Source organism: Azorhizobium sp. AG788, from assembly GCF_004364705.1.
GTDB lineage: Bacteria > Pseudomonadota > Alphaproteobacteria > Rhizobiales > Xanthobacteraceae > Azorhizobium > Azorhizobium caulinodans.
Window position 1 is genome coordinate 14,610 of record NZ_SOBM01000011.1, and the last position, 25,767, is coordinate 40,376.

Annotated in this window: 23 protein-coding genes; 10 read left to right on the forward strand and 13 right to left on the reverse strand. The window is 65.7% G+C overall.

Features of this window, described 5'->3' with window-relative positions; translation table 11 throughout:
* Positions 1-14: 14 nt before the first annotated feature.
* The gene (locus tag DFO45_RS23215) at positions 15-2,450 is read left to right on the forward strand and encodes a DUF2309 domain-containing protein (RefSeq protein WP_133866710.1); all 2,436 of its coding nucleotides are present in this window, start codon (positions 15-17) and stop codon (positions 2,448-2,450) included.
* Between the two features lie 125 nt (positions 2,451-2,575).
* On the forward strand, positions 2,576-2,818 hold the full coding sequence (locus DFO45_RS23220) for a hypothetical protein (RefSeq protein WP_245518238.1): 243 nt from the start codon (positions 2,576-2,578) through the stop codon (positions 2,816-2,818).
* Here DFO45_RS23220 and DFO45_RS23225 read toward each other — a convergent pair.
* Positions 2,766-3,683: a LysR family transcriptional regulator gene (locus DFO45_RS23225; protein ID WP_133866711.1), complete on the reverse strand. Its 918-nt coding sequence runs from the start codon at positions 3,681-3,683 to the stop codon at positions 2,766-2,768. The two genes, DFO45_RS23220 and DFO45_RS23225, sit on opposite strands and share 53 nt — an antisense overlap.
* Before the next feature lie 285 nt (positions 3,684-3,968).
* Between DFO45_RS23225 and DFO45_RS23230 the strand changes: the two genes are divergently transcribed.
* The gene (locus DFO45_RS23230; RefSeq protein ID WP_133866712.1) at positions 3,969-4,517 is read left to right on the forward strand and encodes a hypothetical protein; all 549 of its coding nucleotides are present in this window, start codon (positions 3,969-3,971) and stop codon (positions 4,515-4,517) included.
* Positions 4,514-5,500, forward strand: coding sequence for an NAD(P)H-quinone oxidoreductase (locus DFO45_RS23235; RefSeq protein ID WP_133866713.1), 987 nt, complete (start codon positions 4,514-4,516; stop codon positions 5,498-5,500). Before DFO45_RS23230 ends, DFO45_RS23235 begins: the two co-directional genes overlap by 4 nt.
* A gap of 209 nt (positions 5,501-5,709) precedes the next feature.
* Here the strand turns inward: DFO45_RS23235 and DFO45_RS23240 are convergent, their stop codons facing one another.
* Positions 5,710-6,663, reverse strand: coding sequence for an AraC family transcriptional regulator (locus tag DFO45_RS23240; RefSeq protein ID WP_133866714.1), 954 nt, complete (start codon positions 6,661-6,663; stop codon positions 5,710-5,712).
* A gap of 336 nt (positions 6,664-6,999) precedes the next feature.
* Complete coding sequence (locus tag DFO45_RS23245; protein ID WP_133866715.1) at positions 7,000-7,737, reverse strand: SDR family oxidoreductase; 738 nt, start codon at positions 7,735-7,737, stop codon at positions 7,000-7,002.
* Between the two features lie 104 nt (positions 7,738-7,841).
* Between DFO45_RS23245 and DFO45_RS23250 the strand changes: the two genes are divergently transcribed.
* On the forward strand, positions 7,842-8,744 hold the full coding sequence (locus DFO45_RS23250) for a LysR family transcriptional regulator (protein WP_133866716.1): 903 nt from the start codon (positions 7,842-7,844) through the stop codon (positions 8,742-8,744).
* Positions 8,745-8,913: 169 nt separating this feature from the next.
* On the opposite strand, the gene DFO45_RS23255 is transcribed toward DFO45_RS23250, so the two are convergent.
* The 7 genes from DFO45_RS23255 to DFO45_RS23285 all read right to left on the reverse strand — a co-directional run bounded on the left by DFO45_RS23255 (position 8,914) and on the right by DFO45_RS23285 (position 15,614).
* Positions 8,914-11,007 carry a methyl-accepting chemotaxis protein gene (locus DFO45_RS23255; RefSeq protein WP_133866717.1) on the reverse strand — a complete coding sequence of 698 codons (2,094 nt, stop codon included), beginning with the start codon at positions 11,005-11,007 and terminating at the stop codon, positions 8,914-8,916.
* 105 nt (positions 11,008-11,112) lie between these two features.
* Positions 11,113-12,015 (reverse strand): amidohydrolase family protein, encoded by a 903-nt coding sequence (locus DFO45_RS23260; RefSeq protein WP_133866718.1) that lies wholly within the window; start codon positions 12,013-12,015, stop codon positions 11,113-11,115.
* 1 nt (position 12,016) lies between these two features.
* Positions 12,017-12,817, reverse strand: a complete 801-nt coding sequence (locus DFO45_RS23265) for an SDR family oxidoreductase (RefSeq protein WP_133866719.1) — start codon at positions 12,815-12,817, stop codon at positions 12,017-12,019.
* Between the two features lie 9 nt (positions 12,818-12,826).
* Entirely contained in the window at positions 12,827-13,375 is a 549-nt protein-coding gene (locus DFO45_RS23270; protein WP_133866720.1) for a carboxymuconolactone decarboxylase family protein, read from the reverse strand.
* Positions 13,372-14,181: an alpha/beta fold hydrolase gene (locus DFO45_RS23275; RefSeq protein ID WP_166657235.1), complete on the reverse strand. Its 810-nt coding sequence runs from the start codon at positions 14,179-14,181 to the stop codon at positions 13,372-13,374. The genes DFO45_RS23270 and DFO45_RS23275 overlap by 4 nt, the downstream gene beginning before the upstream one ends.
* A 4-nt stretch (positions 14,182-14,185) precedes the next feature.
* On the reverse strand, positions 14,186-14,791 hold the full coding sequence (locus tag DFO45_RS23280) for a DUF4286 family protein (protein ID WP_133866722.1): 606 nt from the start codon (positions 14,789-14,791) through the stop codon (positions 14,186-14,188).
* A gap of 13 nt (positions 14,792-14,804) precedes the next feature.
* Positions 14,805-15,614, reverse strand: a complete 810-nt coding sequence (locus tag DFO45_RS23285) for an alpha/beta hydrolase (protein ID WP_133866723.1) — start codon at positions 15,612-15,614, stop codon at positions 14,805-14,807.
* A 110-nt stretch (positions 15,615-15,724) separates the two neighbouring features.
* On the opposite strand from DFO45_RS23285, the gene DFO45_RS23290 reads away from it, so the two are divergent.
* Positions 15,725-16,660 carry a LysR substrate-binding domain-containing protein gene (locus tag DFO45_RS23290; protein WP_280960294.1) on the forward strand — a complete coding sequence of 312 codons (936 nt, stop codon included), beginning with the start codon at positions 15,725-15,727 and terminating at the stop codon, positions 16,658-16,660.
* A gap of 10 nt (positions 16,661-16,670) precedes the next feature.
* Here DFO45_RS23290 and DFO45_RS23295 read toward each other — a convergent pair whose 3' ends face one another.
* The gene (locus tag DFO45_RS23295; protein WP_133866725.1) at positions 16,671-17,984 is read right to left on the reverse strand and encodes a cation:dicarboxylase symporter family transporter; all 1,314 of its coding nucleotides are present in this window, start codon (positions 17,982-17,984) and stop codon (positions 16,671-16,673) included.
* A gap of 443 nt (positions 17,985-18,427) precedes the next feature.
* Between DFO45_RS23295 and DFO45_RS23300 the strand changes: the two genes are divergently transcribed.
* Entirely contained in the window at positions 18,428-18,634 is a 207-nt protein-coding gene (locus tag DFO45_RS23300) for a hypothetical protein (protein ID WP_133866726.1), read from the forward strand.
* Positions 18,635-18,915: 281 nt separating this feature from the next.
* Here the strand turns inward: DFO45_RS23300 and nhaA are convergent, their stop codons facing one another.
* Together nhaA and DFO45_RS23310 are read right to left on the reverse strand one after the other, a co-directional pair.
* Positions 18,916-20,100 (reverse strand): Na+/H+ antiporter NhaA, encoded by a 1,185-nt coding sequence (nhaA, locus tag DFO45_RS23305; protein ID WP_133866727.1) that lies wholly within the window; start codon positions 20,098-20,100, stop codon positions 18,916-18,918.
* A 444-nt stretch (positions 20,101-20,544) separates the two neighbouring features.
* Entirely contained in the window at positions 20,545-21,495 is a 951-nt protein-coding gene (locus DFO45_RS23310; RefSeq protein ID WP_133866728.1) for a helix-turn-helix transcriptional regulator, read from the reverse strand.
* A 232-nt stretch (positions 21,496-21,727) separates the two neighbouring features.
* On the opposite strand from DFO45_RS23310, the gene DFO45_RS23315 reads away from it, so the two are divergent.
* Genes DFO45_RS23315 through DFO45_RS23325 form a run of 3 tightly spaced genes read left to right on the forward strand, consistent with a single transcriptional unit; the run spans position 21,728 to position 25,597 of the window.
* Positions 21,728-23,965 (forward strand): TonB-dependent receptor, encoded by a 2,238-nt coding sequence (locus DFO45_RS23315; RefSeq protein ID WP_166657236.1) that lies wholly within the window; start codon positions 21,728-21,730, stop codon positions 23,963-23,965.
* Between the two features lie 4 nt (positions 23,966-23,969).
* Complete coding sequence (locus DFO45_RS23320; RefSeq protein ID WP_133866730.1) at positions 23,970-24,356, forward strand: hypothetical protein; 387 nt, start codon at positions 23,970-23,972, stop codon at positions 24,354-24,356.
* A complete protein-coding gene (locus DFO45_RS23325) occupies positions 24,353-25,597 on the forward strand; it encodes an MFS transporter (RefSeq protein ID WP_133866731.1) in 1,245 nt (414 codons plus the stop codon). Before DFO45_RS23320 ends, DFO45_RS23325 begins: the two co-directional genes overlap by 4 nt.
* Positions 25,598-25,767: the final 170 nt, after the last annotated feature.

Below are 25,767 nucleotides of genomic sequence, written 5' to 3' on the forward strand. Positions count from 1 at the left end.
CAAGGACAAGACCCATGTTGATGACCACTCCCGGCTCGCCGCTGCCGTCTCCCGATGTGCTTCTCGAGGCGGCCAATCGGGCGGCGCGCGCCATTCCCCCCCTTTGGCCCCTAGCCTCGAGCGTCGCGGTCAATCCCTTCCTCGGCCAGACGGGCGAGCCGCTCGCGACTGCGGCGAGCCGTCTGCGGCGGGTGGCGGGCATTCCGCTGACCATGCCGCGGTCCTGGTACGCGGACCGTTTGCGGTCCGGTGAGATCGCTGAAGAAGATCTGCACGCTGCCTTTGAAAGCGCTCCCGCAGCGCTTCGGCCGAAGACGTTCGCCTCATTGAAGCGGGCCGTCCAGTCTGAACGTCCGGAACCGCACGCGATCCCGACGCTCGCCGATCTGGCACGCGATGTCGCCGGGATCGACTGGCCGGCCATCGTCAATGACCGCATCAGTCACTGGGCCTCCAGCTACTTCGATGAGGGGCAGGCGCTCTGGGCCAAAGGACAACAGGGGGCCGCTTACAGCGCATGGCGCATCATCGCGACCCACGATCTCACGCCTGAGATCGCCGGCCTGGAAGGTTTCGCACAGAGCGTTGCGGATGCGCCGGGAAATGCTGAAGACGCAATCATCGCATGCGTCGCCCGTCTTGGGCTCTGCGGGCCGGCGCTGGAAAGCTATTTCCATCGGCTTCTGACGACGCTCGGCGGCTGGAGCCAACTCGCCCGCTATCGCCTCTGGCAGGCCGAACTCACCGGCAACACCGATGCGTCCGTGACCGACCTCCTCGCCATCCGCTTGATTTGGGAGGCGGCTCTGCTGCGCAAATTCGGTCCCGTGGTCGAGGCTCAATGGAAGGCTGCCATCGCTGCCTATGCCGAACCTGTCTTTGCGACTCCTGAGGATGTCGTGGACGCGATTCTGCAGGAGGCCGCCGAGCGCGCGGCGCAACGGCGGCTCGGCGCCTGTCTCACGGGAACGTCTCCGGCCCGGGTGGCAGATGGTCGCCCCACGTTGCAGATGGCATTCTGCATCGACGTGCGCTCGGAAGTGTTTCGGCGGGCGATGGAAAGCCTCGATCCCGGCATCCAGACGCTGGGCTTCGCAGGGTTCTTCGGGCTGGGCATCGGCCATCGCCGGTTCGCCTCGGACGTCGTGGAGGCGCGTCTGCCGGTGCTGCTGAAGCCGGGCATCTTCACATGCTCGGGAGAGGCCACGGCGACAGTGGCAAGCTCGGATCTGGCCGCGCGGATCACCGCCCGCGTCGAGCGGGCATGGGGACGCTTCAAGCTGGCCGCCATCTCCTCGTTCGCCTTCGTTGAGGCCGCAGGCCCGATCTATGTCGCCAAGCTTCTGCGCGATGGGCTGGGGCTGAAGCGGCATGCCGCGCCAAACGATCCAGCCCCGCGGCCGACCAGTGCTCTCGACCTCAACACGCGGCTGACAATGGCCGTGAGCATACTCAAGGCGATGTCGCTCACGAGAGGCTTCGCAAAGCTCGTTCTGCTCGCCGGTCACGGGGCCAATGTGGTCAACAATCCCCATGCAAGCGCCCTGCATTGCGGCGCGTGCGGCGGGTATTCGGGCGAAGTGAATGCGCGGCTGCTTGCGTCTGTGCTCAACGACCGCGAGGTGCGCGCCGGTCTTGCGGAGCGGGGCATCATCGTACCCGAAGATACGCTGTTCCTGGCGGCGCTGCACGACACGACAACCGATGACGTCAACATCTACGCCAGCGACCATGCCTTTGCGGCCCATGCCGAGGATGTCGATCAGGCAGAGCGGTGGCTGAAATCGGCTGGCATTCTCGCGCGGGGGGAACGGGCGCTGCGCCTCCCTCGCGCAAAGCACGGTCAGGACATCCCGCACCGCGCGCGCGATTGGGCCGAGCTTCGTCCCGAATGGGCGCTCGCGGGCTGCCAAGCCTTCATCGCGGCGCCGCGGGCACGCACTGCGGGGCGCGATCTGGCGGGACGGGCCTTTCTCCATGACTATGACTGGCGGCGCGACGACGGCTTCGGCGTGCTGGAGTTGATCCTGACGGCGCCGGTTGTCGTCGCCAGCTGGATCAGCCTCCAATATTACGGATCGACGGTTGCGCCCGACGTCTTCGGGGCAGGCAACAAACTCCTTCACAACGTCACCGGCGGTATCGGTGTGGTCGAGGGCAATGGCGGCCTCTTGCGGGCAGGACTGCCATGGCAATCAGTGCATGACGGCGAACGGCCGACGCATGAGCCCCTTCGGCTTTCCGTGCTGATCGAGGCGCCGCGCGAGGCGATCGCAAGGGTACTCCAACGTCACCCGGAGGTCCGGGCGCTGTTCGACAATCTCTGGCTGCATCTCTTCGCCCTCGACGACAAGGGCCGCATGGCCTGGCGCTATACCGGCGATCTTCAGTGGGAGACGTGTATCGGCGATGAGCACGCAGATGAGCATTCCGTGCGGGAGGTCGCGTAAAGGGCGGTCCCGCGCATCCAGCGGCCCGCAAGCGCCCGAAGAAGGAGGTGCTTCGTGCGCATTGGCGAGGGAACGCCGGACGTCACGGCCGCAGCGCGCCTAGGCCCTTATGCCGGGCAGGCTGCGTGCTGGCGACCATGCATGGCAAGGAGACTGCGATCGCGCCGGTTCTGTTCGGCAGGCTCGGCCTCGTCGTCACCACGGCGCCGAATATCGACACCGATGCCCTTGGCACGTTTACGGGAGAGATTCCCCGCGCTGGCACCATTCGCGAGGCTGCGGTCGCCAAGGCGAGGCTTGGGATGAACGAGTCGATCACGGCTCCCAAACTGGCGGGCTCCCGATTGTTTTCCGCAGCCCTTCAATGAAGGCTTTGACCTTGGCGCTCGGCTGCGGCAGGGCCCGCAGGGCATAAACGCCCGATGGCCCTTGGTTCCAGGGCTCGTCGTCTGACAGCAGGCGGATCAATTTTCCGGCCTTCACGTCCGGTCCGACGACCCAACTCGACAGGAACGCGATTCCGAGCCCGGCCTCTGCCGCCGCGCGCTGCGCTTCGAAATCATCGGAACGGAGCGCCACAGTGCCGTTTCCGCCATAGCCGGCGGGGCAGCCAAGCACATCGCGCCATCCCAGGAGATCGGCGCCGTGAAGCTTGTCGATCAGCCGATGCGATGAGAGATCCGCCGCGCTTGTGGGCGTGCCTGCCCGTGCCAGATACGCGGGGCTGGCGACCAGCAGGCGCGCGAGCGGTGCAAGCTTGGTTGCGATCAGCGTGCTGTCGGTCAGTGCGCCCATTCGGATGACGACGTCGAGACGTTCCGCCACCGGGTCGGCCAGCCGCTCCGTCAGGTCCAGTTCGACCAGCAGGGCGGGATGTCTGGCCTGCAGGCCCACCACGACGGGAAGCACGTAGCGTCTTCCGAAGGTGGGGAAGCAGGCGATGCGCAGAGTGCCTGTGACCGAGCCCTCGAAGGCTGCGATCTCCGCGTGCGTGTCCGCGAGGTCATCGAGATGGCGCACGGCCCGCTCGTGCAGCCTCTGGCCGGCGTCAGTGAGCGTGAGCGCGCGCGTCGACCGGATGAACAGGGAAACGCCAAGGTCCCGCTCCAGGGCGTCGATCTGGCGGACGATGGCCGACGGCGTCACCGCGCGTCGGCGCGCGGCACCGGAGAAGCTTCCCGCGCGCACCACATCGACAAAGGTAGCAAGATACTCGGCAAAATGGGGTTTCATCTTTGCGATCCAGGCAAAGCCATTTGCCGAACCCTATGACTTATCGCCGGTTCTGGACACCCGCATATTTGCTGTGCCGACACCGCGCGCCCCACGGCAACCGAGCCGCAGAGGGCCCGCGGGCCGCGTTCCAACTGGCAAGCGACGAGGGGGGTCACGGGCATCTCGAAATAATGCCGTCTCCACCTCGCGTACCAGAGTTATCGGCGAGGACTTCAATGCACCTCGTTCTGGCCTGCTGGAGCGCAAAAAAACTGCGCTATTTAAACTTAAAAGGATGAAATCATGAAGGTCCTCACCGACAAAATTCTATCGGAATCGGCGTACTCAGCTGAGATCAACGTTCCCTTCGAGAAGGTCGATATCGCCGATTGGCTGTTCACCCTGCCCGAGGCGGAGTATCTGCGCTGCTGTCCCCCCGATCACATCGGCTCCGGCGTCACCACGACGGACGATGGCCGTCGCATGGTGATCAATGTGGAGATGATCGGCACCGGCCTCGTCATCCAGCACTACGTCGCCGAAGAAGCGACGCCTGCGTACTGCCGGATGAACTCGATCTCCGACGTGTTCACGCCGGTCGGGCGCACGCAGGTCAACGTGATCTGGGAACTCATCGCCGAGGCGATGGAGGGCGGGCGCACCCGCTACACCAACCGCGTCACCTCGCATCCGACCGACGTGTTCATGGACTTCCTCGCAGCCCACCAGCAGAGCTTCGAGCAGGCGGCGATTGCCCGCCAGGAAGCAGGCGGCGATCACAACCGGCGTGAAACGCCGCTTTTCGCCGCGAGCATCGGCCGACGCGCCATGGCAAAGGCAGCCGCCAAGTGAAGGCTGTTATCTATGATGCCTTCGGTCCGGCGGATGTTCTCCGCCTGGCCGAGGTGCCGATGCCCGAGGTGCGCCCGCGCGATCTTCTGGTCAAGGTGCACGCGGCCGGCGTCAATCGCGCCGATCTGCTGCAGCGGCAGGGCTATTACGGACGTCAGAGCTATGGCGAGAGCGATCTGCTCGGATTGGAGGTGGCCGGCGAAGTCGTGGCGGTGGGCCATGAGGTCACCGACATCGAGCCGGGTGAGCCTGTGATGGCGATCGTCGGTGGAGGCGCCTACGCCGAATTCGCCCGCGTGGACCGGGGATTGGCGGTGCGCATTCCGCCTGCGCTCGACTTTACGGGTGCCGCGGCGGTGATGGAATCCTTCGTCACTGCCTGGGAGGCCGCCGTGCATCTGGGCGGGACAGGCGCCGGGACGACGGTGCTCGTCCACGCAGCCTCCGGCGGTGTCGGTTCCGCCGGCGTCGAGATCGCTCATTCTCTCGGCGCCCGTGTCTTCGCGACGGCCAATGCCCAGCGCCGCACGGACATTCTGAACCTCGGCGCGGAACTCGTGTTCGACTACCGGTCCGAGGATTTTGAAGAGGGCGTGCGGGCGGCGACCCAAGGACAAGGGGTGGATGTGATCATCGACTTCGTAGGCGGCGATTATCTCGCCCGCAACCTCCGCAGTCTCGCACCTGGCGGCCGTCTTGTTCAGGTTGGGCTGCTGGGCGGGAAGGACACGGCGGAGCTTCCGCTCTCCGTCCTGCTGCATAACCATCTGCGCATTATCGGCACCGTCATGAAATCGCGTGACGCGGAGGAAAAGCGAGCCATGGTCCGGCGCTTCGCGGAAAACGCGCTGCCGATGTTTACGGATGGCCGGCTGAAGCCTTTGGTCGGCGAGGTATTTCCGCTGTCCGAAGCCGCCAACGCACATCGCTGCATGGAAGCGGGCGGTGGCTTCGGAAAGATCGTATTGAAGGTCTCACCTTAAGCCGCCCGCATCGCAGCGTCCGGCGACGCGCGACCCGCTCGGGCAGACGGGCAGATAGGTCATCACCGCTTTCCGGGGTGAGCGCCTGCGTCCGGCGCGCGGGCGGGCTTCGTCGTTCCCCAGTCGTGGCCGCGGTGATCTCGCACCCTGCGGCTGTCCGCGGTGCGCCCGACCCGCCTCAGTTTCCGCAGGCTGGCGTTAATGAGCAATCAGAAATTGCCTTCGCCGGATCTCACGCCGGCTGGCGTTGCGAGGTGCCTTGGAAGCATCTTTCTCGCCCACGTCCGTGGAGGCGTGCCCACCTCCCTTGAGAAAATGCGGGTGAGGTGACTCTGGTCCGCGAAGCCACAGGAGAGCGCGACTTCCACGAGTGAAAGCCTGCCCTCAGAAATCAGCTGCTTCGCCGCCTCCACGCGCATCTTGAGAAGCCAGCGATGAGGTGTCATGCCGGTGGATGCTGCGAATTGCCGAGTGAAATAGCTCGGTGTCAGGCCGCAGTCGGCCGCGATCTCCGCGATGGTCAGGTTCCCGCTCAGGCGGCTCGCGATCAGGTCCTTGGCGCGTTTCAGGCGCCATGGCACCAGGCCTTGCGGGCCGGGTCTTGTCTCCAGAGCAACGCCATAGGTGTTCGCGAGATATGTGCAGAGCGCAACCATCATTTGGTCGAGAAACAGATGACTGGATTCCGCGGGGCGCTCCAATGCAGGAATCATCGCCATTCCCAGATGCATCAGCGTCTGGTCGAAGAAGCCGTGGCCACTGACGAAATTGAGATCGCTAATAGCCGGACGGCCTGACGCCACACAGAGCGCATCGAAATAGCGGTGGGGGATGTGGAAATGGATGGTGTCGAACGGGTCCTCCAGTCGAGCTTCGACCTTGTGGCGCAGGTCGAAAAGCACGCTGTTATTGCGCTTGAGATCGATCTGCGGCGTGTTGCGACCATCGAGCCAGAGGTCGCCACGCTGATAATCGATCAGCTCGAGCGAAAGCGCATAGCCATCCTGTGCCGGCACCGGATCCACGAAGCCGAAATTCGGTCCTCCTGTTATCCGCGCAACCGACAGGCCGACGTCGGAATGGCCAGGAGCCGAGATCTGGGAGGCTGAGCAGATCCCCCTCCAGTGGTCATCCAGCCGCTTCCCATAGTTGGCCAGTTCCATTTCGATCCTTGGTGTTCAAAACGTACATGGCTCAATGTCGATGGTATCATTTGACTGCATGTACTGCCCAACTTTACACGAGCGCCTCTATGCCCAAAAGGGCAAACAGGTAAGAACGAGGGGCGGCTCTTGGTACGCACCGTGTTGTGATTGGCGGAACTACGTCTGTTCTGCATCGGGTTGCTCGAGGGCTGCCATCTCCATCCGGGGGCCGCTCACGCCGGCGATATGAACGCGAGCGATGTCATCACGATGGGCAGGAAGCGCAGTTCGCAGGCCTCCAAGACATCGCGAATGATCCTCATCATGGGTGACTCTGGAGTGCTGTCCTTGCGTTCAGCACATGCCGCCGTTGGCGCGCACGATCTGGCCGTTGATCCAGCCACTTTCCGAACCGGCGAGGAAGGCGACGACCCGCGCAATGTCTTCCGGTTGGCCCAGGCGTTCGAGCGGGTTCATCTTGGCCATCCGGTCGATCAGCTCCTGGGTCTTGCCCTCGAGAAACAGATCGGTGGCGACAGGCCCCGGCGCCACGGCATTCACCGTGACCCCGCGCCCCCGCATTTCCTGCGCGAGAACCTGGGTCAGGCCTTCGACGGCCGCTTTCGTTGCGATGTAAGGCCCGTAAGACGGCAAGCGCATGCCGATGACGCTCGAGGAGACGTTGACGATCCGCCCACCGTCTCGCACGCGCTTGGCGGCCTCCCGGCAGACGTTGAACGTGCCCTTGAGATTGATGGCGACCAACTGGCCGAAGTCCTGGTCGCTGAATTGGGCGATGGGTGCCAGCTTCATGATGCCGGCGTTGTTGACGACCACGTCAATCCCGCCAAATGCCTTGTCGGCTGCGTCGAACATGGCCTCAACAGCACCGCTGTCCGTCACGTCGGCCTGCGCGGCGATCGCCTTCCCGCCCGCCTGGGCGATCTGGTTCACGACGTCCTGCGCGGCGACCGCGTTGCCGGCATAATTGACCACGGTCCTGAAGCCGTCTGCCGCAAGCCGCAGGGCCAGAAGGGCTCCGATGCCGCGAGATGCGCCTGTGACCAGAGCGTTTTTACCGTGACTGCTCATGTGAGTGCCCTTTCCAACGAATGGCTCGATGGCAGGAGTACCCCTCTTGTCACCCGCATAAAAATGCATACTGATCAGGGAAAGAATGACTGAAAGTATGGCTCGTGGCCTTCGATAGTCGCTTGTTGAATGGGATCGGCGTGGTTTCGGCCGTTGTTGAAGCTGGCAGCTTTGCGCGCGCGGGCGAAGCGCTGGGGCTGACGCAACCCGCCGTCAGCCGCGCCGTAGCCCGTCTGGAACAGCGGATCGGCATTCGGATCTTCAATCGGACGGCGCGGTCCATTTCGCTGACCGACGAAGGCCGGCGGTATTACGAAGCGGTCGCGCCTCTCATTGCAGGCATTGAAGATGCCACCCTGAGCGCCGGCCGCGCCAAGGCGCTGGTTCGCGGTCGGCTGAGGGTGAATGTGGACGGCGCCTTTGGGCATTTCGTGCTCACGCAACGGCTCGGGGCGTTCCTGGATCAGTATCCGGATCTGGCCGTCGACGTGGCGGTGCGCGACGCTATGGGCGATCTCGTCGGGGATGGTTTCGATGTCGCCGTCCGTTTCGGATATCCGGAGCCCTCCAACCTCAGAGCGGAGCTGTTGCTGGAGACGCGCGTGCTGACGTGCGCGTCCGCAAGCTATATCGCCCGTTACGGAGCGCCGTCTCACCCGCGAGATCTGGTGAATGGCCACCAGTGCGTTCTTCTGCGCGATCCCTCGACGGGACGTCCATACGAATGGGAGTTCAGCCGGGGAGGCGAGACCATCCCGTTCCAGGCAAGCGGGCGCCTCATGGTCCATGACACCGGCTCGCTGATCGGAGGGTGCCTCGGCGGCATCGGGATGGCGCAACTGCTCGAGCTCTATGCAGAGAACTTGCTCGAGGATGGAAAACTCGTGCAGATGCTGCCCGAGTGGTCGGACGAAACCTTTCCCCTCTACGCCTATCATCGTGCGTCCAACCTCGTATCTGCCAAGGTCAGCGCGTTTCTCTCCTTCGTGCGGCAGATTACGAGGTAATCCGCCAACGTGCGCAACGCGAGCAGGGCGGCGGCGCGGAACGTTTGCCCATGCGCCGCCCTGGACGGCCCGCAGGCGCCGAGGCGATAGCCGGCCGCGGGCGTGAGTGATTGCTGCGGCCGGCCCTCGCGGGCAATCCGGCAGGGGATCGGCCGTGGGGCGTGCGGGGTCAGGCGGCCCGGATCGTGCCGAGGAAGCGTCGCATCTGGGTCTCCAGCTGCGATGCCTGTTCGGAGAGGGTGGCTGACGCGGACAGCACCTCGGAGGCCGCCGTGCCCGTCTGGTCGGCGGTGCGGGCGACGTCCGCGATATGGCTGGTCACCGTGTTGGTGCCCGTGGCGGCCTGATCGACGTTACGGACGATCTCCTTGGTCGCGACGCCCTGCTGCTCCACGGCGGCGGAAATTCCTGTCGCCACGTCGCTCATCTGGCGGATCTGGTTGCTGACGTTCTCGATCACCTGCACCGCATGTTCGGTTGTGCGCTGGATGGCGCCGATCTGGGCCTCGATCTCCTCCGTGGCCTTGCCGGTCTGGCTGGCAAGGTCCTTCACCTCGGAGGCCACGACCGCGAAGCCCTTGCCAGCGTCGCCCGCCCGCGCGGCCTCGATGGTGGCGTTGAGGGCGAGGAGGTTGGTCTTGGAGGCGATGTTGGAGATGAGGCCGATGAAGTCGCCGATGCGTGAGGCCGCCTGGGCGAGTTCGCGGATCACCTCCCCGGTGCGGGCGGCCTCGGCGACGGCGCTGGCCGAGAGGCTGGCGGACTGCTCCACCTGGCGGGAGATTTCATCGACGGACGCTCCCAGTTCCTCCGCCGAGGAGGCCACCATCACTACATTGGTGGACGCCTGTTCGGCCGCCGCAGCCACGGCGGTCGAGCGCGATGAGGTCTCCTGCGCCGTGGTCGACATGCTGCGCGCAGTCTGGTGGAGCGCGTCCGACGAGGTGGAGACGTTGCGGATGATGCCGCCGACCGCCTGCTCGAACTCGTCCGCGAGCGCCTGCATCGCCTGATGCCGCTCGGCCTCCGCGCGCTCGCGGGTCTCGGCATTCTCGCGTTCCAGGTCTGCGTTGCGGGCCATCTCCTCCCGGAACACCAGCACCGCTTGGGCCATGGCGCCGACCTCGTCGGAACGATCGGTGTCGCTTACCGTCACCGCAAGATCGCCGGCGGCGAGGCTCTTCATGACCGTGGTCATGCGCTCCAGCGGTCGGGTCACCCGCCGGGTGACGACGACGATCATCGCGATTCCGAACACGGCGGAGAGGAGAAGCAGCCCGCTCTGGATCAGCAGGGAGCGGAAGGCGTCCGCCTGCCGGTTCTCCGCATGTTGCTCGGCAAGGTCGAGGGCGGTCTGCGCCACGGCCTGGAAATAGGCAAGCTTGGACACGGCCAGCGGCGTCCATTCCTCAGCGGTGATGCCGGGCGGCGTCCCCCCCATGAGCGCCTTGAGGGTGTTGAGGCGCAGGTCCATGAAGGTGGGGTTGAAGAACTCCCGCTTGGCCGCCTCGATCCGGCTGCTCAACTGTTCCGGCAGCGGCATGCTGGCTGCGAACTCGACGAGGACGGCCCAGGTGCTGTCGATCTGGCTGGTGAGCGTGGCATAGCGTTGCAGGGGCTCCTTCACCAGCGGCTGCCCGGCCAGCGGATTGGACACCAGCAGCGCCGTGTCGCCCGCCGCGTTCCGCGTGGTCCAGGCCAGCTGCTTGATCTGGAACAACTGGTCCACATAGGGATCCTGGAGCTTCACCGACTTGACGAGCTGCGCCGAGATGCGGTCGAGCAGCTCCAGCAGTGCTGCGGTTTCCCGGTTGTAGTCAGTCAACAGGGAGGGGCGGCGCTCGGCCTTCGGGCGGGAGAGCGCGGCGGTAGATTCCGTGTGAAGGTCCGCCAGACGGCTGATCGCCCCCTGGAGACTTGTCGCCAAATCCTCGTGTCCGGCGAAATCAAGGGTCCGAAGCCCCGCGAGGGTTGCGTTGAGCGCCGGCATTTCTGCCTTGCGGGAGGTTTCTAGCTGCGGTGTCAGGGTCGTGAAAACCCGATCCGCCGGCAGGTCGCGCAGTGCCGACGCCCGATCAAGGCGCAAGTTGTGGAGGGATGTGAAGACATCCTGAGACACGCGGGTTACTGCGGAAATGCGGGCCGCCGTTGCATAGGAGCGGGCGGATTCCCACGCTCCACTGGCCAGAACGGTCACCAGACCGAGCGCCAGGAGGGCGATGACCCAGGTGAGCAGAGCCTTGACGGAGAAGCGCTTGAACATGCCGATGATCCAATCAAAAAGATGGCGGCGGAGGGCGAGGCGCGCTGCCGCATGAGGTGGCGCTTTGAGCGAATGTCCGAACGGTGACAGCCGCTCCGCTAATGATCAGCTTGACGGATTATCATTGCGGCAAGCTGGAAAGCCGAAGAACGTTGTGGGGTTTTCAACCAGTAGCCTCTGCTCGAGCGCGGGCGTGAGAGCGATGCGATCGACGAAATCCAGCAGAACACCGTCGTCGGGCATGGGGCCGGACAGGTTCACATGCGGCCAGTCGCTTCCCCACAGCGCCCGCTCCGGCGCGTGGTCCAGCAGGCTGCGCGCGTAGGGGACAACGTCCTGATAGGGGGCCCCGGCATGCGAGAGGCGGTCGGCACCGCTGAGCTTCACCCAGACGCGACCGGTGTCCAGCAGCCGGAACAGGGCCTCTCGGACCGGCGCGAGATCCTGCCGGATATCCGGGCGGGCCATGTGATCAATTACCACGCGTGTCGGCAGTCCGGAGATGAAGTCCCGGTAACGCACGATGTCGGCGCCGGTCACATGGATGGCGACGTGCCAGCCGAGCCCAGCCACGCGCCGGGCAGCTGCGGCCACAGCCTCAAGGTCGGGCGCCCCGCCGAGGTGGGACAGGAAGCTGAAGCGCACCCCGCAAATGCCTGCCCTATCGTAGGTTCTGATCTCGGCATCGCTCGTGTCGGACCTGATCAGCGCGACGCCGCGATAGCGGACCGGCTCGCGTTCCAGCGCGTCGAGGAGAGGGCGGTGATCGAAGCCGTGGCCCTGGCTCTGGACGAGGATGGCACGGGAAATGCCCATCCGCTCGTGCAGCGCGCGCAGGGCCGTTTCCGGGGCCTCGGATGGCGTGAAACTGCGGTCATCGGGCAGGGGGAAGCGGGCGAACGGGCCGTAGATGTGGCAATGGGCGTCGCAGGCGCCATTGGGCGGCCGTCGCGCCGGAAGGCTTGGGTCAGGATTGGGCGGCGGGCAGGGTGTGAGGGGAGCGCTCATGTCAGTCACACCGGGCGCTCATGCCGCCATCGACGACGATCTCCGTGCCGGTCACGAAGCGGGCCTCGTCCGAGGCGAGGAACAGAGCCGCGGCGGCCGTGTCGCGGCCGTCGCCCATGAAGCCGAGCGGAATGCGGGCAAGGCGGGACTGGAGCAGGGCATCCACGTCGCCGCCGGCTCTTTGTCCCGCAAGACGGGCCTCCACCATGGGCGTGTGCATCTGGCCCGGCACCACGGTGTTCACCCGGATGTTGCGCTTGGCATATTGCACGGCGACCACGCGAGAGAACTGGATCACGCCGGCCTTGGAGGAGGCGTAGCCCACCTGCGCGGCGCCGGTCCATCGGATGCCGGAGGTCGAGGCCGTGTTGACGATCGCGCCGCCGCCCTGCGCCTCCATCACAGGGAGCACATGCTTGCAGGTGAGATAGACGCTCTTGAGATTGAAATCGATCTGCCGGTCCCACTGCTCCTCGGAGAGTTCCACCGGGCCGCCGGGCGCCGAACCACCCACGTTGTTCACCAGAATGTCGGCTCGCCCGAAGGCTGTGACGCAGGCGGACACCATGTCGGCGACCGCCGCGCTATCCGTGACGTCGCAGGCATAGGGCGCGATGGTGCCACCCTCGGCGCGGGCGCGGTCCAGCGTCTCTTCCATGCTGTCGCGGTTCTTGTCCACCGCGAACACGCTGGCGCCCTCGCGGGCGAACAGCACGGCAGCGGCGCGCCCGTTGCCCCAGCCGGGGCCGACGCAGCCGGCGCCGGTGATGATGGCAACCTTGTTAGCGAGCCGTCCGCTCATGGTCTTGCCTCACGCTTCCAGGGCAGACGTCTCGCCCTCGGGCAGGCCGATGTCGAAGACGTTGAGGGTGAAGGCCACCAGCGTGTAGTAGCCAAGCAGGCCAACCAGATCGACCACGCCCTTCTCGCCAAGGGCGGCGGTGGCGCGGGCGTAGAGGGCGTCGGTTGCCCGTCCGCTTTCCACCACGGAGCGGCTGAAATCGTGCACCACCCGCGCCGCCTCGCGGTCGAGCATCGGCGTCTCGCGATTGGCGATGGCGGTGATGACCTGCTGCGACAGGCCCGCCTTCAGCCCCTCGCGGGCGTGGGCATACCATTCGAAGTGCGAGGTCCAGCGGCGGGCCACGACAAGGATGGCCAGCTCCGACAGGTCCGGCGGCAGGCTGGTGTCGTAACGCACGAAGGCTCCGAGATGCTGCGCGCGCCGGCCCAGCTCCGGGCTGTGCAGCCAGGCGCGCAGGGGCGCGGGAACACGGCCGCGCTTGCCCGAGATGGCCTCTTCCGCCACCGCCCGCTGCTCGGGCGTCATCTCGTCCAGGGGGAGATCCTTGATCCTCATGCCTCGCCTCGTTTCAGAAAGGTGTCCAGCGACGCGTTGAAAGCCACCGGCTGCTCGATGTTCGGCAGATGGCCCGCATCGGGGATCTCGACGAAGCGGCCATCCGGCACGGCCTCGGCGAGGCCGGCCAGCGTTTTCGGCAGCGCGCCGTCGGCCGCGCCGGCAAGCATGAGTGCGGGGCAGGCCAAGGCCGGAAGGCCCGGCCGGAAATCGAAGCGTTGGAGCGCGCGCACCGCGCGCAGGAAGCCGTCGAGGGGCGTCGCCACAATCATGCCCGCCACGCGGCGGACACCCTCTCCGTTCGCCTCGACGCTGGCGGGCTGGAACCAGCGTGCGATGGTGGGGCCCGCGAGCCCGTCCATGCCTTGGGTGCGGGCGAGGACGATCCGCTCCTCCCACGCCTGCGCGCCACCGGCCGGTGTGGCTGCCTGACCGTCCGCCATCACGAGGCTGGCCACGCGCCGGGGCTGCGCGAGCGCCGCACCGAGACACGTCGCGGCGCCCATGGAGATGCCGACGAGATGGGCGCGCGCGATGCCGAGCGCATCCATGAGGCCGATCAGATCGGCGGCAAGACGCTCCATGGTGCAGTCTTCGGCCGGGATGCCCGTCCGTCCGTGACCCCGCTGGTCATAGCGCAGGATGCGGAAGCTTTCCCCGAACGCGGCCGCCTGATCGTCCCATAGGGACAGGTCGGTCATAAGGGAATTGCTGAACACCAGCCAGGGCGCGCCCTCGGGGCCGTCCACCCGGTAATGGAAGGTCAGTCCGTCGATCTCGATGCTGTTGGGGTTGGCTCGGGGCATCGGCTCAACCCCGGAAATAGGGGGCATAGAGATTGAACATCTGCGCCCCGATGCCGGTCACTGACGCGAGTGCGCTCCGCAGGGGCTCAAAGCCCTGCGGAGCTGCAAATTCAGCGATCAGCCAGAGGCTGGCCTTTTCGCTCTCCGACTGGCGGAAGATGCGGGCATGCAGCACATCAGGCAGAGCCTGCGCTGCCGCGTGCAAGGCTTCAGCGAAGGGCTTTTCCTCGCCAGAGGGATGATAGCGGGCCAAGAGCAGGCCGGCCGCCTGACCGAGCGGCAGGGTCAGCGCGCTGCCCGGCAGGATCTGCCGCGCCACCACGCGCTGCCGCCCCATGGTTCGCGGCAGGACGCGCTTGCTCCAAGGCGTGGAATTGGCAGCGGAAACAGCGTGATACTCGGGCGTGGCGAGCGCCGCCGTGGAGGCTAGATCGTATATGGCGAGCCAGCGGGGCCAGCCGGCAAGGCAGACCCAGCGCGAGGCGGTTTCGAAGCCCGGCAGCGCCCGGCGTTGCGGAAAGTGCTCGGTGTCGTACCAGTCGTTGAACTCTTCTTCCAGGCTGGCCGGAGGCTCCATGGTGACGAGGAGGAGTCCCTTGGGGTCGGTCATCATCGCCTCCTGATCAGGCTCGCATCAGCGCGTCGCGGGTCACGCTGGCGAAGAAGTGCCGCAGATGCGTGGCCATCGCCTCTGGGGCCTGAACCGGCATGATGTGGCCGCTGTCGATCTCCGCATAAATGGCACGCGGCAGTTGCGCCGAGAGGGCACGGACGGCCTCTGGCGTACGCAGCAGATCGTGCGTTCCGGCGAGCACAAGACATGGCAGGTCGAGCCCCCGGAGCTGCCCGTCCAGCCGCACATCGGCCAGCGCCATGTTGGCGTAGGCGTATCCCACCGGATCGCTGGCAAGGAACCGCGCGCGGTAGGCGGCATAAGCCGCCGGGTCCCGCCGCACCACGGACGGGAACGAGCGGGCGAGGCTCGCGTCCACGATCGCGGCCATGCCCTCGCGCATGGCACGCTCCGACCGGCCCACCAGATAGCGGACGCGGTCTTCCGCCACCGTCAGCGCTGGCGAGCAGAGAGCGAGCCCATGCACGGCGGCCGGATCGTTGAGCGCGTGCACGACGGCAATGGCCGCGCCGGCTGCGACGCCGGCGAGGCAAACCGGGCCGGCGAGACCGAGCGCGTCGAGCAACTGGCGCAGATCCCGCGCATGATCTGCGATCGTGAACGGCTTGCGGGGCTTCTCGGACCAGCCGGCGCCGCGCTGGTCATAGCGCAGCACCCGAAAGTCACGCTCCAGGCATGGCATGAGCGCATCGAAGCTTTCGAGGCTGCCGCCCAGCTCATGGATCAGCACCAGCGGCACCGGGCCGCTGCCGGACAGCGTGTAGCGCAGGGTAACCTGCTCGAGGTCGATCCAGTTCATGGCGAAACAGTCCCGAAAGGGGATTTGACGTCGGGAAAGGTGGCTGCCACAACGGCGTCCATCACGAGCGTCCGTGCGGCGGCAACCGCCGATGGAGGTGCGCCATCGACATCCGTGGACTTCGCTATTTCGTCCAGGTGGCGCGGGCTGGAAGCGTCAGCCGCGCCTCGGTCATCCTGAACGTCGCGCAACCCGCCCTCAGCCGCCAGCTGATGAAGCTGGAGGAGGAGCTCGGAGTCAGCCTTTTCGTGCGTCACGGGCGCGGCGTGCGGCTGACCCGCGCCGGCAGCTCGCTGCTGGAACACGCCAACGCCGTGCTGCGGCAGGTGGACCAGATCTCGGAACTCGTGCGGGCGCCGGAGACGAGCTTCGCCGGCCATGTGGTGCTCGGCGTGCCGCCGGCGGCAGGCCTCATCATCGCTCCGGTGGTGGTGGAAATCCTGCGCGAACGCTGGCCGCATGCCTCGCTCCACGTGCGCGAGGGCATCAGTTCCTCTCTGGAGGAATGGCTGCTCGACCGACGCCTCGATCTCGCGATCCTCTATAATCCGCCGCCGCTGGACGGCATCGTCCTGACGCCGATCCTGCACGAGCGCATGGTGGCCGCAGGTCCCATGACCGAGAGCCAGATGAGCGCGCGTACCATCAAATGGCGAGACCTTTCCGGCCTGCCACTGATCCTGCCGTCTCTGCCCCACAGCAACCGCCGCCTGATCGAACAGGCGGCCATCCAGCGTGGCGCCCGCCTCGACGTGGTGTTCGAGGTGGACAGCGTCACCATGACCAAGGCCATGATCAAGCGGGGCCTTGGCTGGACCATCCTGGCCCATGCGGCGGTGGCGGGGGAGGCGGAGCGGGGAGAATTGCAGGTGCGGGTCATCGACCGGCCCCCGCTCATCTCCACGGTCTCCATCGGCATCCCGATGGAAACCCAGTCCACGCCGCTTGCCCATGAGCTCTTCGATGTGGTGCGCGGCGTCATCGTGGAGCGTGTGGCCGCGGGCGCGTGGTATGGCGCCAAGGTGGTAGATGACTATGTCCGCTGACATGCGGGTTTCACTCACCGGCCTTGGCGGATGCGGGGGCAGCCACGGCGGGCGCCTGCGGGCCGGCGCCGGCCGACGCGGCGAGCTCGGCCATGTAGCTGTCGAACTTGGCCCGGTTGAACGCATTCTCCCACCGGGCGATGACAAACACGGCGACGGTGTTCCCCACCACATTGGTGAGTGCGGTGCAGGTGGCCATCAGCCGGTCCACGCCAAACAGAAGGCCCAGCCCGTTGAGCGGCAGCGCACGCACCGTCTGCAACGTGGCGGCGAGCTTGATGAAGGCGCCTCCGGCGACGGTGGTGCCGCCCTTCGAGGTGAGCAGCATGATGGCGAGCACGCCGATCTGCTGGCCAAGCGAGAAGGGTGTATCGGTGGCCTGGGCGATGAAGCCCACCGCGATCGCCATGTAGATGGCGGTGCCGTCCAGATTGAAGCTGTAGCCGGCGGGCAGTACAAACCCCACCACCGCCTCGTCGCAGCCGGCCTTTTCCAGCTTCTGCATCAGCCGGGGCAGGGCCACCTCGCCAGACGCGGTGCCCAGCACCAGCAGTAGTTCCTCGCGCACCAGGCGGATGAGCTTCAGGATGGACAGCCCGGCCATGCCGGCCACTGAGCCGAGGACCAGGAAGACGAAGGCGAGGGACGTGACATAGTAAAGGCCGACGAGCTTGGCGAGATAGATCAGCGTGCCCGAACCGTGAGCGCCGACGGCCGCCGCGATGGCGCCAAACGCACCGATGGGGGCCACGCGCATGATGAAGCCGAGGATACGGAACAGGACATCCTGCCCTTCCTCGATGCCGCGCAGGATGGGCGAATCCTTCTTGCCACCGATGCTGAGAGCCGCGCCGGTGAGCACGGAGATGAAGAGCACCTGCAGGATCTCGCCCTTGGCGAACGCGTCCACCAGCGTGTTGGGAATGATGGAAAGGAAGAAGCCGACGGCGGTGAAGTGGCTGGCGGTGTTCGAGATCCTGGCTACGCTCTCGTTGACGGCGAGGCTGGTGGCGTGGAGGCCCGCGCCGGGCTCGAACACGTTCACCACCACGAATCCGAGCGCCATGCCGACGGTGGTTAGGATCTCGAAATAGAGCAGCGCCTTGAAGGCGAGGCGGCCGAGCTGGCCCATATCCCGCACGTGGGTGAGCCCCAGAACCACGGAGCAGAAGATGATCGGCCCCAGCATCATCCGTAGCAGCCCGATAAAGGCATCGCCGAGCGGCTTCATCTCGACGGCGGTCGCCGGCGCCAGAATCCCCAGGGCGATGCCGAGCACGATGGCGATGATCACCTGAACATAGAGCTGGCGTAAGCGGGCCATAACGAACTTCACTCCCGTGCTGCCGCCTCTGCTTCCGGCGGCTTTGCTATTGGGCCGCATTACAAACGTCAGGAACGGGCTATGTCCAAGTCCGTCGATGGATACATATCCATGCCGTTTCGGCATGGTTCATCCCAGCGTGCCGACCGGGCGGTGTAATCAAACCGCCCGGATGGTCGCTGGGCGTGGCCGTGCAGGGAAGACGAATGATTTCTCCGCCAGCGCGCCCGAGGCCTACCGGATGCTGAACCGCTTCGGGTCGATGCGCTGCCGCACGCCGCTTTGTGGCTTCGACCGCCAGCGGGATGTCATCGCGTTCGGTGACGCGCATTGCCGCCCGCAGGCATCCCGCCGAAAATCATGGCTTCCGCGGCTTCAAAATTCCCCTTGTTCTCTTTTTGTTCCTATGGAATCCATAGGGCCGACACGCCTCGGAGAGCACCATGCCGAACGACGTCTTTCGTGCGGACGACACTACGTTTCCCACGGTCCTGCTGAGCTCCGAGCTTGGAAAGGGCCAGTCCTCGACCTGCCCCGCATCGAGCCATCCGCCTGAACAGCGGGAAGCGGTTTGGCTGCAATGGGAGGAGCTTTGGTTGACGGAGATGGCCCTGCGTGTCGACGACGTATCCGACGGGGGCTGGCATTGAAGTGGCGCGTACGCTCGCGCGTCGCGCGAGTAGGCGTCTCAGGTCGTCCTCGAAGCCCTTCGGCGTTGGGCGTAGAGCATCAAGGAGACGAAGCTGGGCGAGGCAGGTCCCGCCGTTCGGCATGGCCGCGAGGAACGAGAGTTTGCCGGAGGGGGCTGGTGTGCCCGCCTCCGGCCCGAGCAACCCCTGGACCTCGACACACGGGCACGCGCGAGATCCAGATCTCCTGAACCGATGGGCCCTGGCGGCGCAGGGATCGGCTCACGGGGCCGACGCGACGGCTACAAAGCTCTTCTTCCGGCGATCCGCAGAATGCCATATCCGAGAACGCCGGCCAGTAGCGAGCCCGCCAGGATGCCGTACTTGACGCGGTCCTGCATGTGCGGGTCCTCGAAGGCGAGCAGACCGATGAACAGGCTCATCGTGAAGCCGATGCCGCAGAGGAAGGCGACTCCGAGAATCTGAAGCCACGTCGCGTGTGTGGGGAGTTCGGCGAGCCGCAGCCGGACCATCAGCGCGACCGCGCCGAAGATCCCGACGACCTTCCCGATCAGAAGCCCGGCCGCAACGCCGACGGCGAGCGTGTCCGTCATGATCGCAGGTGTTATCGAGGCAAAGGACACGCCGGCATTCGCGAAGCCGAAGATCGGCAGGATGGCGAAGGCGACAGGCGCATGGAGCAAGCTCTCCAGGCGGTGCAGCGGCGCCGTCTGGCGGGAGGGATCCGGCGTCGCGGAGGCCGTGGTGATGGGAATCGTCAGGGCCAGCAAGACGCCGGCGAGAGTCGCGTGGACGCCGGACACCAGGAGCAGGACCCACAGCACGGCGCCGAGCGCGAGGTAGATCCGCAGATCCTGGAAATTGGCGGCGCACAGGCTTCTGAGAATACCGAAGACGAAAACGGCGCCAAGCAGGGCGGCAACGTTGATATTGGCCGTATAGAAAATCGCGATGATGATGACGGCGCCCAAGTCGTCGATGATGGCCAGGGCCGCCAGGAAGATCTTGAGAGAAGACGGCACGCGCGAGCCGAGGAGCGACATCACTCCCAGCGCGAAAGCGATATCGGTCGCGGCGGGGATGGCCCAGCCGCGCAAGGCGCCCGGATTGTTCAGGTTCAACATCACATAAACGATGCCGGGGATGGCCATTCCCCCCACCGCGGCCACGCCCGGCAGTGTGCGCTTTCCCCAGGTGGCAAGCTGACCGGTCAGAATTTCGCGCTTGATCTCCAGGCCGACGAGCAGAAAGAACACCGCCATCAGTCCGTCGTTCACCCAGTGTTGGACGCTCAACGGTCCGGCGTATGCGTGCAGGGTCGCGAAGTAGCCGGGGGCCAAGGGCGAGTTTGCGACAGCGATGGCGGCCAATGCGCAGGCCATCAGAACGAGTCCGGCGGAGGTCTCGTGATGAAAGAATGCGCGCAGCGGGGACATCGGCCGCTGGGTCCGGGACGGCCCGCTCATGGGCGTCCTCCCGCATGGGAGGAAGAAATCCGCTTATGAAGCAAAGGACGAGCGACGGCGCTCATATCCGCGCGATGATACATGCAGGTCTCCAACGCTGGCGGCCCGACCAGCGCAACAACCTGCCGATCCAATAGGGGATCGCGCACCCATGCCCTTATGATCTGCCAAAAATGGCAAAGGCATGACCGGGTGAAGCTGCAGTCCACGGCCCCGGTCGACGAGCGTTGCGACGAAAAAAGTCGGCGCCTCGCAGGTTGAAGTTGAGGTTGGCGTGACGCACCCCAAACCACCTCCGGCGATGCGGAAAGGCTCACCGCGGCAGAATGGCGTCTGTCCACACATCAAGTGAACGTCGGCTTGTTTGGCGGAAACGCCCTTCGCACCGCAGGCGCGATCAGACAGTTTCTGGCTGGCACAGCCGTTCGGACAAGGGAGAGGCGGTTACTTCGGCCTGTCGCGTTTGGAGACGTGGGACGGCGGTGCGCCGTAGCGGGCCCGGAAGGTGCGCACGAAATAGGAGAGGTCGCCGAAACCCGCCTCCAGCGCGACTGTCGCGATGCGCGCGCGAGGCCCCTCCTCGCTGGTCAGGAGGGCATGGGCAGCGGCGAGCCGCTGCTCGAGCAGATAGCGGGAGAAGGTGGTGCCCTCCTGCGCGAACAGCTTCTGCACATAGCGGCCCGTGACACCGTGCAGCCGGGCGACGCTCTCCACGGACAGGTCCCGCCGGGCATAGTCCCGATCCACCTGATAGCGGATCGCGGCGAGCCGGACGGCCGGGCTCAGGGCTCCTTGCGCCGGGTCATCCAGCCCGAAGAGCGTTCCCGCCAGATCGCGCAGGTGATTGCCCGCGAGCCGCGCATGCCGCTCGGAATCAAGGGGGATCATCCCCTGGAGCACGGCGCCGGCATAATGGGTCAGGAGCATGAGCCGGTTGTCCGAAGCCGGCGCCGGCTTGGCGATCCGCCCATGCAGGGCTTCCGCATGGGCGGTGACGGGCGCCGCCATGCGGAGGAAGTCGAACCGTTCGGCCCGCGTGGCATCGAGTTCAAAGGGGTGTCCGAGCGCCACGAGGGCCGCACTGCGCTCCTCCAGCCATATCTCCCGTCCGGCTTGGCGCAGGCCGATCCGGCCGCCGACGGGACGGACGAGGATGATATCGGAAGGCACCATCCCCCGCTCCGACCGGATGACGGCGCGCACGTCCACGCATGTGGTGATGAGGATGTCCGGCAGGGCGCAATGGACGATGCGCGCCGGTCTGCCGTTCGCCGCGCCGAAATGCAGGCTCACGTCTCCCAGAAGATCTGCGAACAGCTTGACGGCCGCGTCCTGCCCCCGCCGTGGCGGCAGGCCGGCGGTGGTGAACCATGCGGGATCATAACGGCCGGCCATGCTCGCTTCCGTTGAATAATTCCAAGTTGTTGCGCCTCGGAGACAGGCGAAATGAAAGAGGTCGAGTTCGCTTTAGACCATGTTCGGTTTCGCTTTCAACCAAGCGCTGCGATCGGGATGAATTTATCACCTTTCATCCAGGGTTCATTCTCCGCTTCCTCTCCGGGAGAGGCGGACCAGATCAGAATAGTTCCAGAAAATGACGCATGATCGCCGCGCCAGTTTGTTGACGATGACCAGTGTCCTCTCCCTGGCTGTCGCTCTCGCCTCTCCGGTCCTCGCCCAGACGGCAACGCCGGCCCGGCCCGTGACGAGCGGCGGGGAGACGATCGACCTCGATACGGTCACGGTGACCGCGACGCGCGCGGACCGGCCGATCAGCGATGTGCCCCAGACCGTGCGGGTGATCGAGCGCTCCGAGATCGAGCAGCAGTTACAGCTCACCAACAATCCTGCGGCCGTGCTGGCCAAGCTCGTTCCCGGCTACAGTGTGTCCACACAGACCATCTCGGGCGCCTCGGAGACCTTCCGCGGTCGCGATCTGCTGGTCATGATCGACGGCGTGCCCATGAACACGCCCCTGCGCAACGTCTCGCGCCTTCTGGCGCTGATCGATCTGAATTCGGTGGAGCGCATCGAGGTGGTAGCAGGCGCTTCCAGCACCTATGGCGCGGGTGCGACCGGCGGCACCGTGAACTTCATCACCAAGCGGCCCACGGAGGGCGCACCGAAGGCATCGGTCAATGCGGCCGTGCGGACCTTCACCGCCAATCCCGGCGCGTCGCTTGCGCCGGAGGTTTCGGGGACGGTCTCCGGCGGCGTGAAGGGTGGCGTCGATTATCTGGTCACCGCCACCGGCTCCTTCGCCAACAACACCTATGATGGCGACGGCCGCCTGCTGCCCTCGGACGGCATGCTGGGACAGGGCGGCGGCGGCGAATATGGCCGCGGCAATTTCCTAGGCAAGATCGGCTACAACATCGATCCCACCAAGCGGATCGAGGCGCAGGCTAGCTGGATCTACATGCAGCAGGATCCCAAATGGGCGACCAGCTATGCGGGCGCCTATGCCGCCCCGGCCATCGGCACGCCTTACACCGGTCAGTCCGTGCTGGAGGATTCCAAGTCCGTGTCGCTGCGCTATACGGACAGCGCTTTCGCCCTCGGTTCGCTCTCGATGCTGGGTTATTACAACGACATCAAGAAGCGCTTCAATTACAGCAACTTCGATATCCGGAACAATTATCTGGTCTATTATTCGGGTAATCTCAGCAGCCCGACGTCGCCCTACAACCAGACCATCCTTAATTCCGAGCGCGGCGGCGTGAACATCACGGTGGATACGCCCCTGCCCATCCTGAACGGCGCCACACTGACCTGGGGGGCTGACGTGGTGCATGACGACACGTGGCAGACCCTGACCAACGGCCAGGACGTCTTCACGCCGCTTTCCCAGATGACCTATGCGGGGTTTGCCCAGTTGCAGGTGCCCATCGGGGAACGGCTGGTGGTGCGAGGTGGCGTCCGCTATGAATATCTCGACGTCACGGTCAACGACTTCACCCGTCCGGCCGCTTTCCTCGGCTTCTCCGGCCTCGGCTATGCGGTGCTCCCCGCCATGGCCGTGACGGGCGGAACCTATGACTACTCCGCCCCCACCTTCAATCTCGGCGCCACCTACAAGCTGACCGAGACCGTCGATCTCTATGGCGGCTTCAGCCAGGGCTTTGCCCTGCCGGACATCGGCGCCTTTACGAGGCGCGCCGGGGCTTCGGGAACCACTCAGATCCTGCAATACGGCTGCTTCCTCGGCACCCGCCTGCCGGCCGGGCCCTACAGCTGCAACAAGCGCAACACCATCAGCTATGACGATCTGGGTGTCGAAGCGCAGATCGTGAACAATTACGAGATCGGCGTACGGGGCAGCATCGGTGCCTTCAAGGGCAGCCTCGCCGGCTTCTATTCCACTTCCAACGAGGGCGTGAACTTCATCGCCTCCACCAACGCCATCGGTCAGTCCAAGGAAATCATCTACGGTGCCGAATTCACCGGCGAATATGCCTTCACCCCGAATTTCGCGCTCGGCACCAATCTCGCTTTGCGTGAGGGGCGGTGGGATTCCAATGGCGACGGCACCATCGATGCCTGGCTGCCGAACAACCGCATCTCCACGCCATTCCGAGGCACGGTCTACGGCAATTACCGCTTCGACCAGGGCACCACGGTGCGGGCCGAGGTCGAGTTCTGGAGCGGACGCGGCAAGTTTGATGGCACGCAGCTGTTCGAGATCCAGTCGGGCGCCACGCTCAACCTGGCCGTCGCCCATCCTCTGGCAGGCGGCACCGTCTATGTCTCCGCCGACAATCTGCTCGACAGCGCATATGTGAATCCGTCCGCCACCGCGACCCGCAATTATGACGTGTACGGCTGGGGGCGCACGCTCACCGTCGGCTTCAGCAAGACCTTCTGACGCCATGGTGAGCCTCGACATGGAGGACGGCGACATGGCCGTCCTGCGCTTCCTCCCGCCCTATGGGCCGCAGGATGAAGCCCACTATCTGGCGGCGCTGGAGCGGATTGCGGAACTCGACCGCCCCTTCGTCCTGCTGGCCCTCTTCGGCGGCGGGCCCGCCCTCTCGCCCTCGGGCGACCGGGCGCAAGCCCTCTGGTTCAAGCGCACGCGGCTGCGCATGGAGGAGACGTGCCGCGGCTGCGCCATGGTGCGGCCCGGCGCGTCCGAGACCACCGCCACACCCTTTCGCCGGCTGTGGTCCTTTCCCTTCATGGCCACCAGCGACGAGCAGGCGGCCCGCACCTTCCTTGCCGGCCATCGGCAAAAGCCCGCGGAGGACCTGCCATGAGCACGGACGTCGTGAGGAACTCGCCGGCCTCGTCGGCGGGCATCAGCCGACCGCGGCTCTTCATCGTTCTCGCCGGCCTCTATCTGGCGCAGTCGATCCCCAGCTATCTGCTGGTGGCGGCCATTCCGCCGATCATGCGCGAGCAGGGCGTCTCCCGCACCGCCATCGGCCTGTTGTCCGTCCTCATGCTGCCGCTGGTGCTGAAGTTTCTCTGGGCCTCGTGGGTTGACCGTCTGCGCCCCATCGCGCGGGCGCACCGGGCCGGGTGGATCGCGATCACCCAGATCGGCACGGTTCTCGCCATCGGGCTCCTCGCCTTCATCGAGCCCACCGACACGACGGCCTTCCTCGCCATTGGCATGCTGATCGCGCTGCTCGTCTCTACGCAGGACATCGCCACAGATGGCTATGCGACGCGGGAACTGGCGGTGAAGGACCGCCCGTTCGGCAATGCCATCCAGGGCGGGGCGGTGGCCTTCGGCGTGGTCATCGCCGGCACGCTGAGCCTTGTCATCTACCATCACTTCGGCTGGCGGCCCATGATCTGGACCGTCGCCGCGCTCTCGGTGCTCCCGCTCGCGGCCGCCTTCGCCATGCGCGAACAGGATGATCCGCCCTCTCATGGCGCCCCGTATCGGCCCTCGCTGCGCGCCTTCTGGGCGCGGCCGGAGGCGCGGGAGGCTCTCCTCATCGCGCTGATCTATCGGTCGAGCGAGGGGCTCGTGAAGGCGATGGAGGGGCCATATCTCGTCGATCGCGGGGTGCCCCTCGACATTCTCGGCTATCTGTCGGGCGGCGCGGCGGCCACGGCCGGCCTCATCGGCTCGGGCCTTGCGGCCGTCCTCATGGTGCGGATGGGAACCGGCGGCGTCCTGACATTGCTGGGCGGCCTGCGGACCCTTTGCTTTGCTCTGTTCGCCCTCCATGCCTTCGATCTCGTCCACGGATGGCCCGCCCTCATGGGCGCCGCCGCCTTTCAGACGCTGATCCGCTACATGGAGATCGTCGCGCTCTACAGCCTCTTCATGGCGGTGGCCTCGAAGGATCAGCCGGGCACCGATTTCACGGTGCTCGCCTGCGCCCAGCTCGTGGTCTATCTCGCCGGCTCCAGCCTCGCGGGCATCGTCGCCGACCGCATCGGCTACGGCTTCCTGTTCGCGCTTTCCGCAGCCTTGTCTCTGGCCGCCGTGCTTTACGTGAGGATGGTGGGCAGGCGGATCTATGGACCGATGCAGCGCTGAATGTCGCCGGCTTGGGAAGAGGCGGACAGCCGGGACAGGCTTCTCCGCGCTCCGGCTGTCACCACTTCTAGAGGGCGATTCAAGAAAGAGAACGCGTGCTCCAGGCCATGGCGGAGGTCAGGCTCCGCCAATTGGTGCGAGAATCGTCGTCCTCATTCGTCTACCTGTTA

What these genes read in the sequence shown, in the direction of transcription:
- DFO45_RS23255 (WP_133866717.1), bottom strand. Translation starts at nt 11,007, where the DNA reads ATGTTCAAGCGCTTCTCCGTCAAGGCTCTGCTCACCTGGGTCATCGCC.
- DFO45_RS23245 (WP_133866715.1), bottom strand. Translation starts at nt 7,737, where the DNA reads ATGAGCAGTCACGGTAAAAACGCTCTGGTCACAGGCGCATCTCGCGGC.
- DFO45_RS23280 (WP_133866722.1), bottom strand. Translation starts at nt 14,791, where the DNA reads ATGACCGACCCCAAGGGACTCCTCCTCGTCACCATGGAGCCTCCGGCC.
- DFO45_RS23315 (WP_166657236.1), top strand. Translation starts at nt 21,728, where the DNA reads ATGACCAGTGTCCTCTCCCTGGCTGTCGCTCTCGCCTCTCCGGTCCTC.
- nhaA (WP_133866727.1), bottom strand. Translation starts at nt 20,100, where the DNA reads ATGAGCGGGCCGTCCCGGACCCAGCGGCCGATGTCCCCGCTGCGCGCA.
- DFO45_RS23310 (WP_133866728.1), bottom strand. Translation starts at nt 21,495, where the DNA reads ATGGCCGGCCGTTATGATCCCGCATGGTTCACCACCGCCGGCCTGCCG.
- DFO45_RS23320 (WP_133866730.1), top strand. Translation starts at nt 23,970, where the DNA reads ATGGTGAGCCTCGACATGGAGGACGGCGACATGGCCGTCCTGCGCTTC.
- DFO45_RS23225 (WP_133866711.1), bottom strand. Translation starts at nt 3,683, where the DNA reads ATGAAACCCCATTTTGCCGAGTATCTTGCTACCTTTGTCGATGTGGTG.
- DFO45_RS23285 (WP_133866723.1), bottom strand. Translation starts at nt 15,614, where the DNA reads ATGAACTGGATCGACCTCGAGCAGGTTACCCTGCGCTACACGCTGTCC.
- DFO45_RS23215 (WP_133866710.1), top strand. Translation starts at nt 15, where the DNA reads ATGTTGATGACCACTCCCGGCTCGCCGCTGCCGTCTCCCGATGTGCTT.
- DFO45_RS23325 (WP_133866731.1), top strand. Translation starts at nt 24,353, where the DNA reads ATGAGCACGGACGTCGTGAGGAACTCGCCGGCCTCGTCGGCGGGCATC.
- DFO45_RS23230 (WP_133866712.1), top strand. Translation starts at nt 3,969, where the DNA reads ATGAAGGTCCTCACCGACAAAATTCTATCGGAATCGGCGTACTCAGCT.
- DFO45_RS23300 (WP_133866726.1), top strand. Translation starts at nt 18,428, where the DNA reads ATGCCGAACGACGTCTTTCGTGCGGACGACACTACGTTTCCCACGGTC.
- DFO45_RS23275 (WP_166657235.1), bottom strand. Translation starts at nt 14,181, where the DNA reads ATGCCCCGAGCCAACCCCAACAGCATCGAGATCGACGGACTGACCTTC.
- DFO45_RS23295 (WP_133866725.1), bottom strand. Translation starts at nt 17,984, where the DNA reads ATGGCCCGCTTACGCCAGCTCTATGTTCAGGTGATCATCGCCATCGTG.
- DFO45_RS23260 (WP_133866718.1), bottom strand. Translation starts at nt 12,015, where the DNA reads ATGAGCGCTCCCCTCACACCCTGCCCGCCGCCCAATCCTGACCCAAGC.
- DFO45_RS23240 (WP_133866714.1), bottom strand. Translation starts at nt 6,663, where the DNA reads ATGGAACTGGCCAACTATGGGAAGCGGCTGGATGACCACTGGAGGGGG.
- DFO45_RS23270 (WP_133866720.1), bottom strand. Translation starts at nt 13,375, where the DNA reads ATGAGGATCAAGGATCTCCCCCTGGACGAGATGACGCCCGAGCAGCGG.
- DFO45_RS23265 (WP_133866719.1), bottom strand. Translation starts at nt 12,817, where the DNA reads ATGAGCGGACGGCTCGCTAACAAGGTTGCCATCATCACCGGCGCCGGC.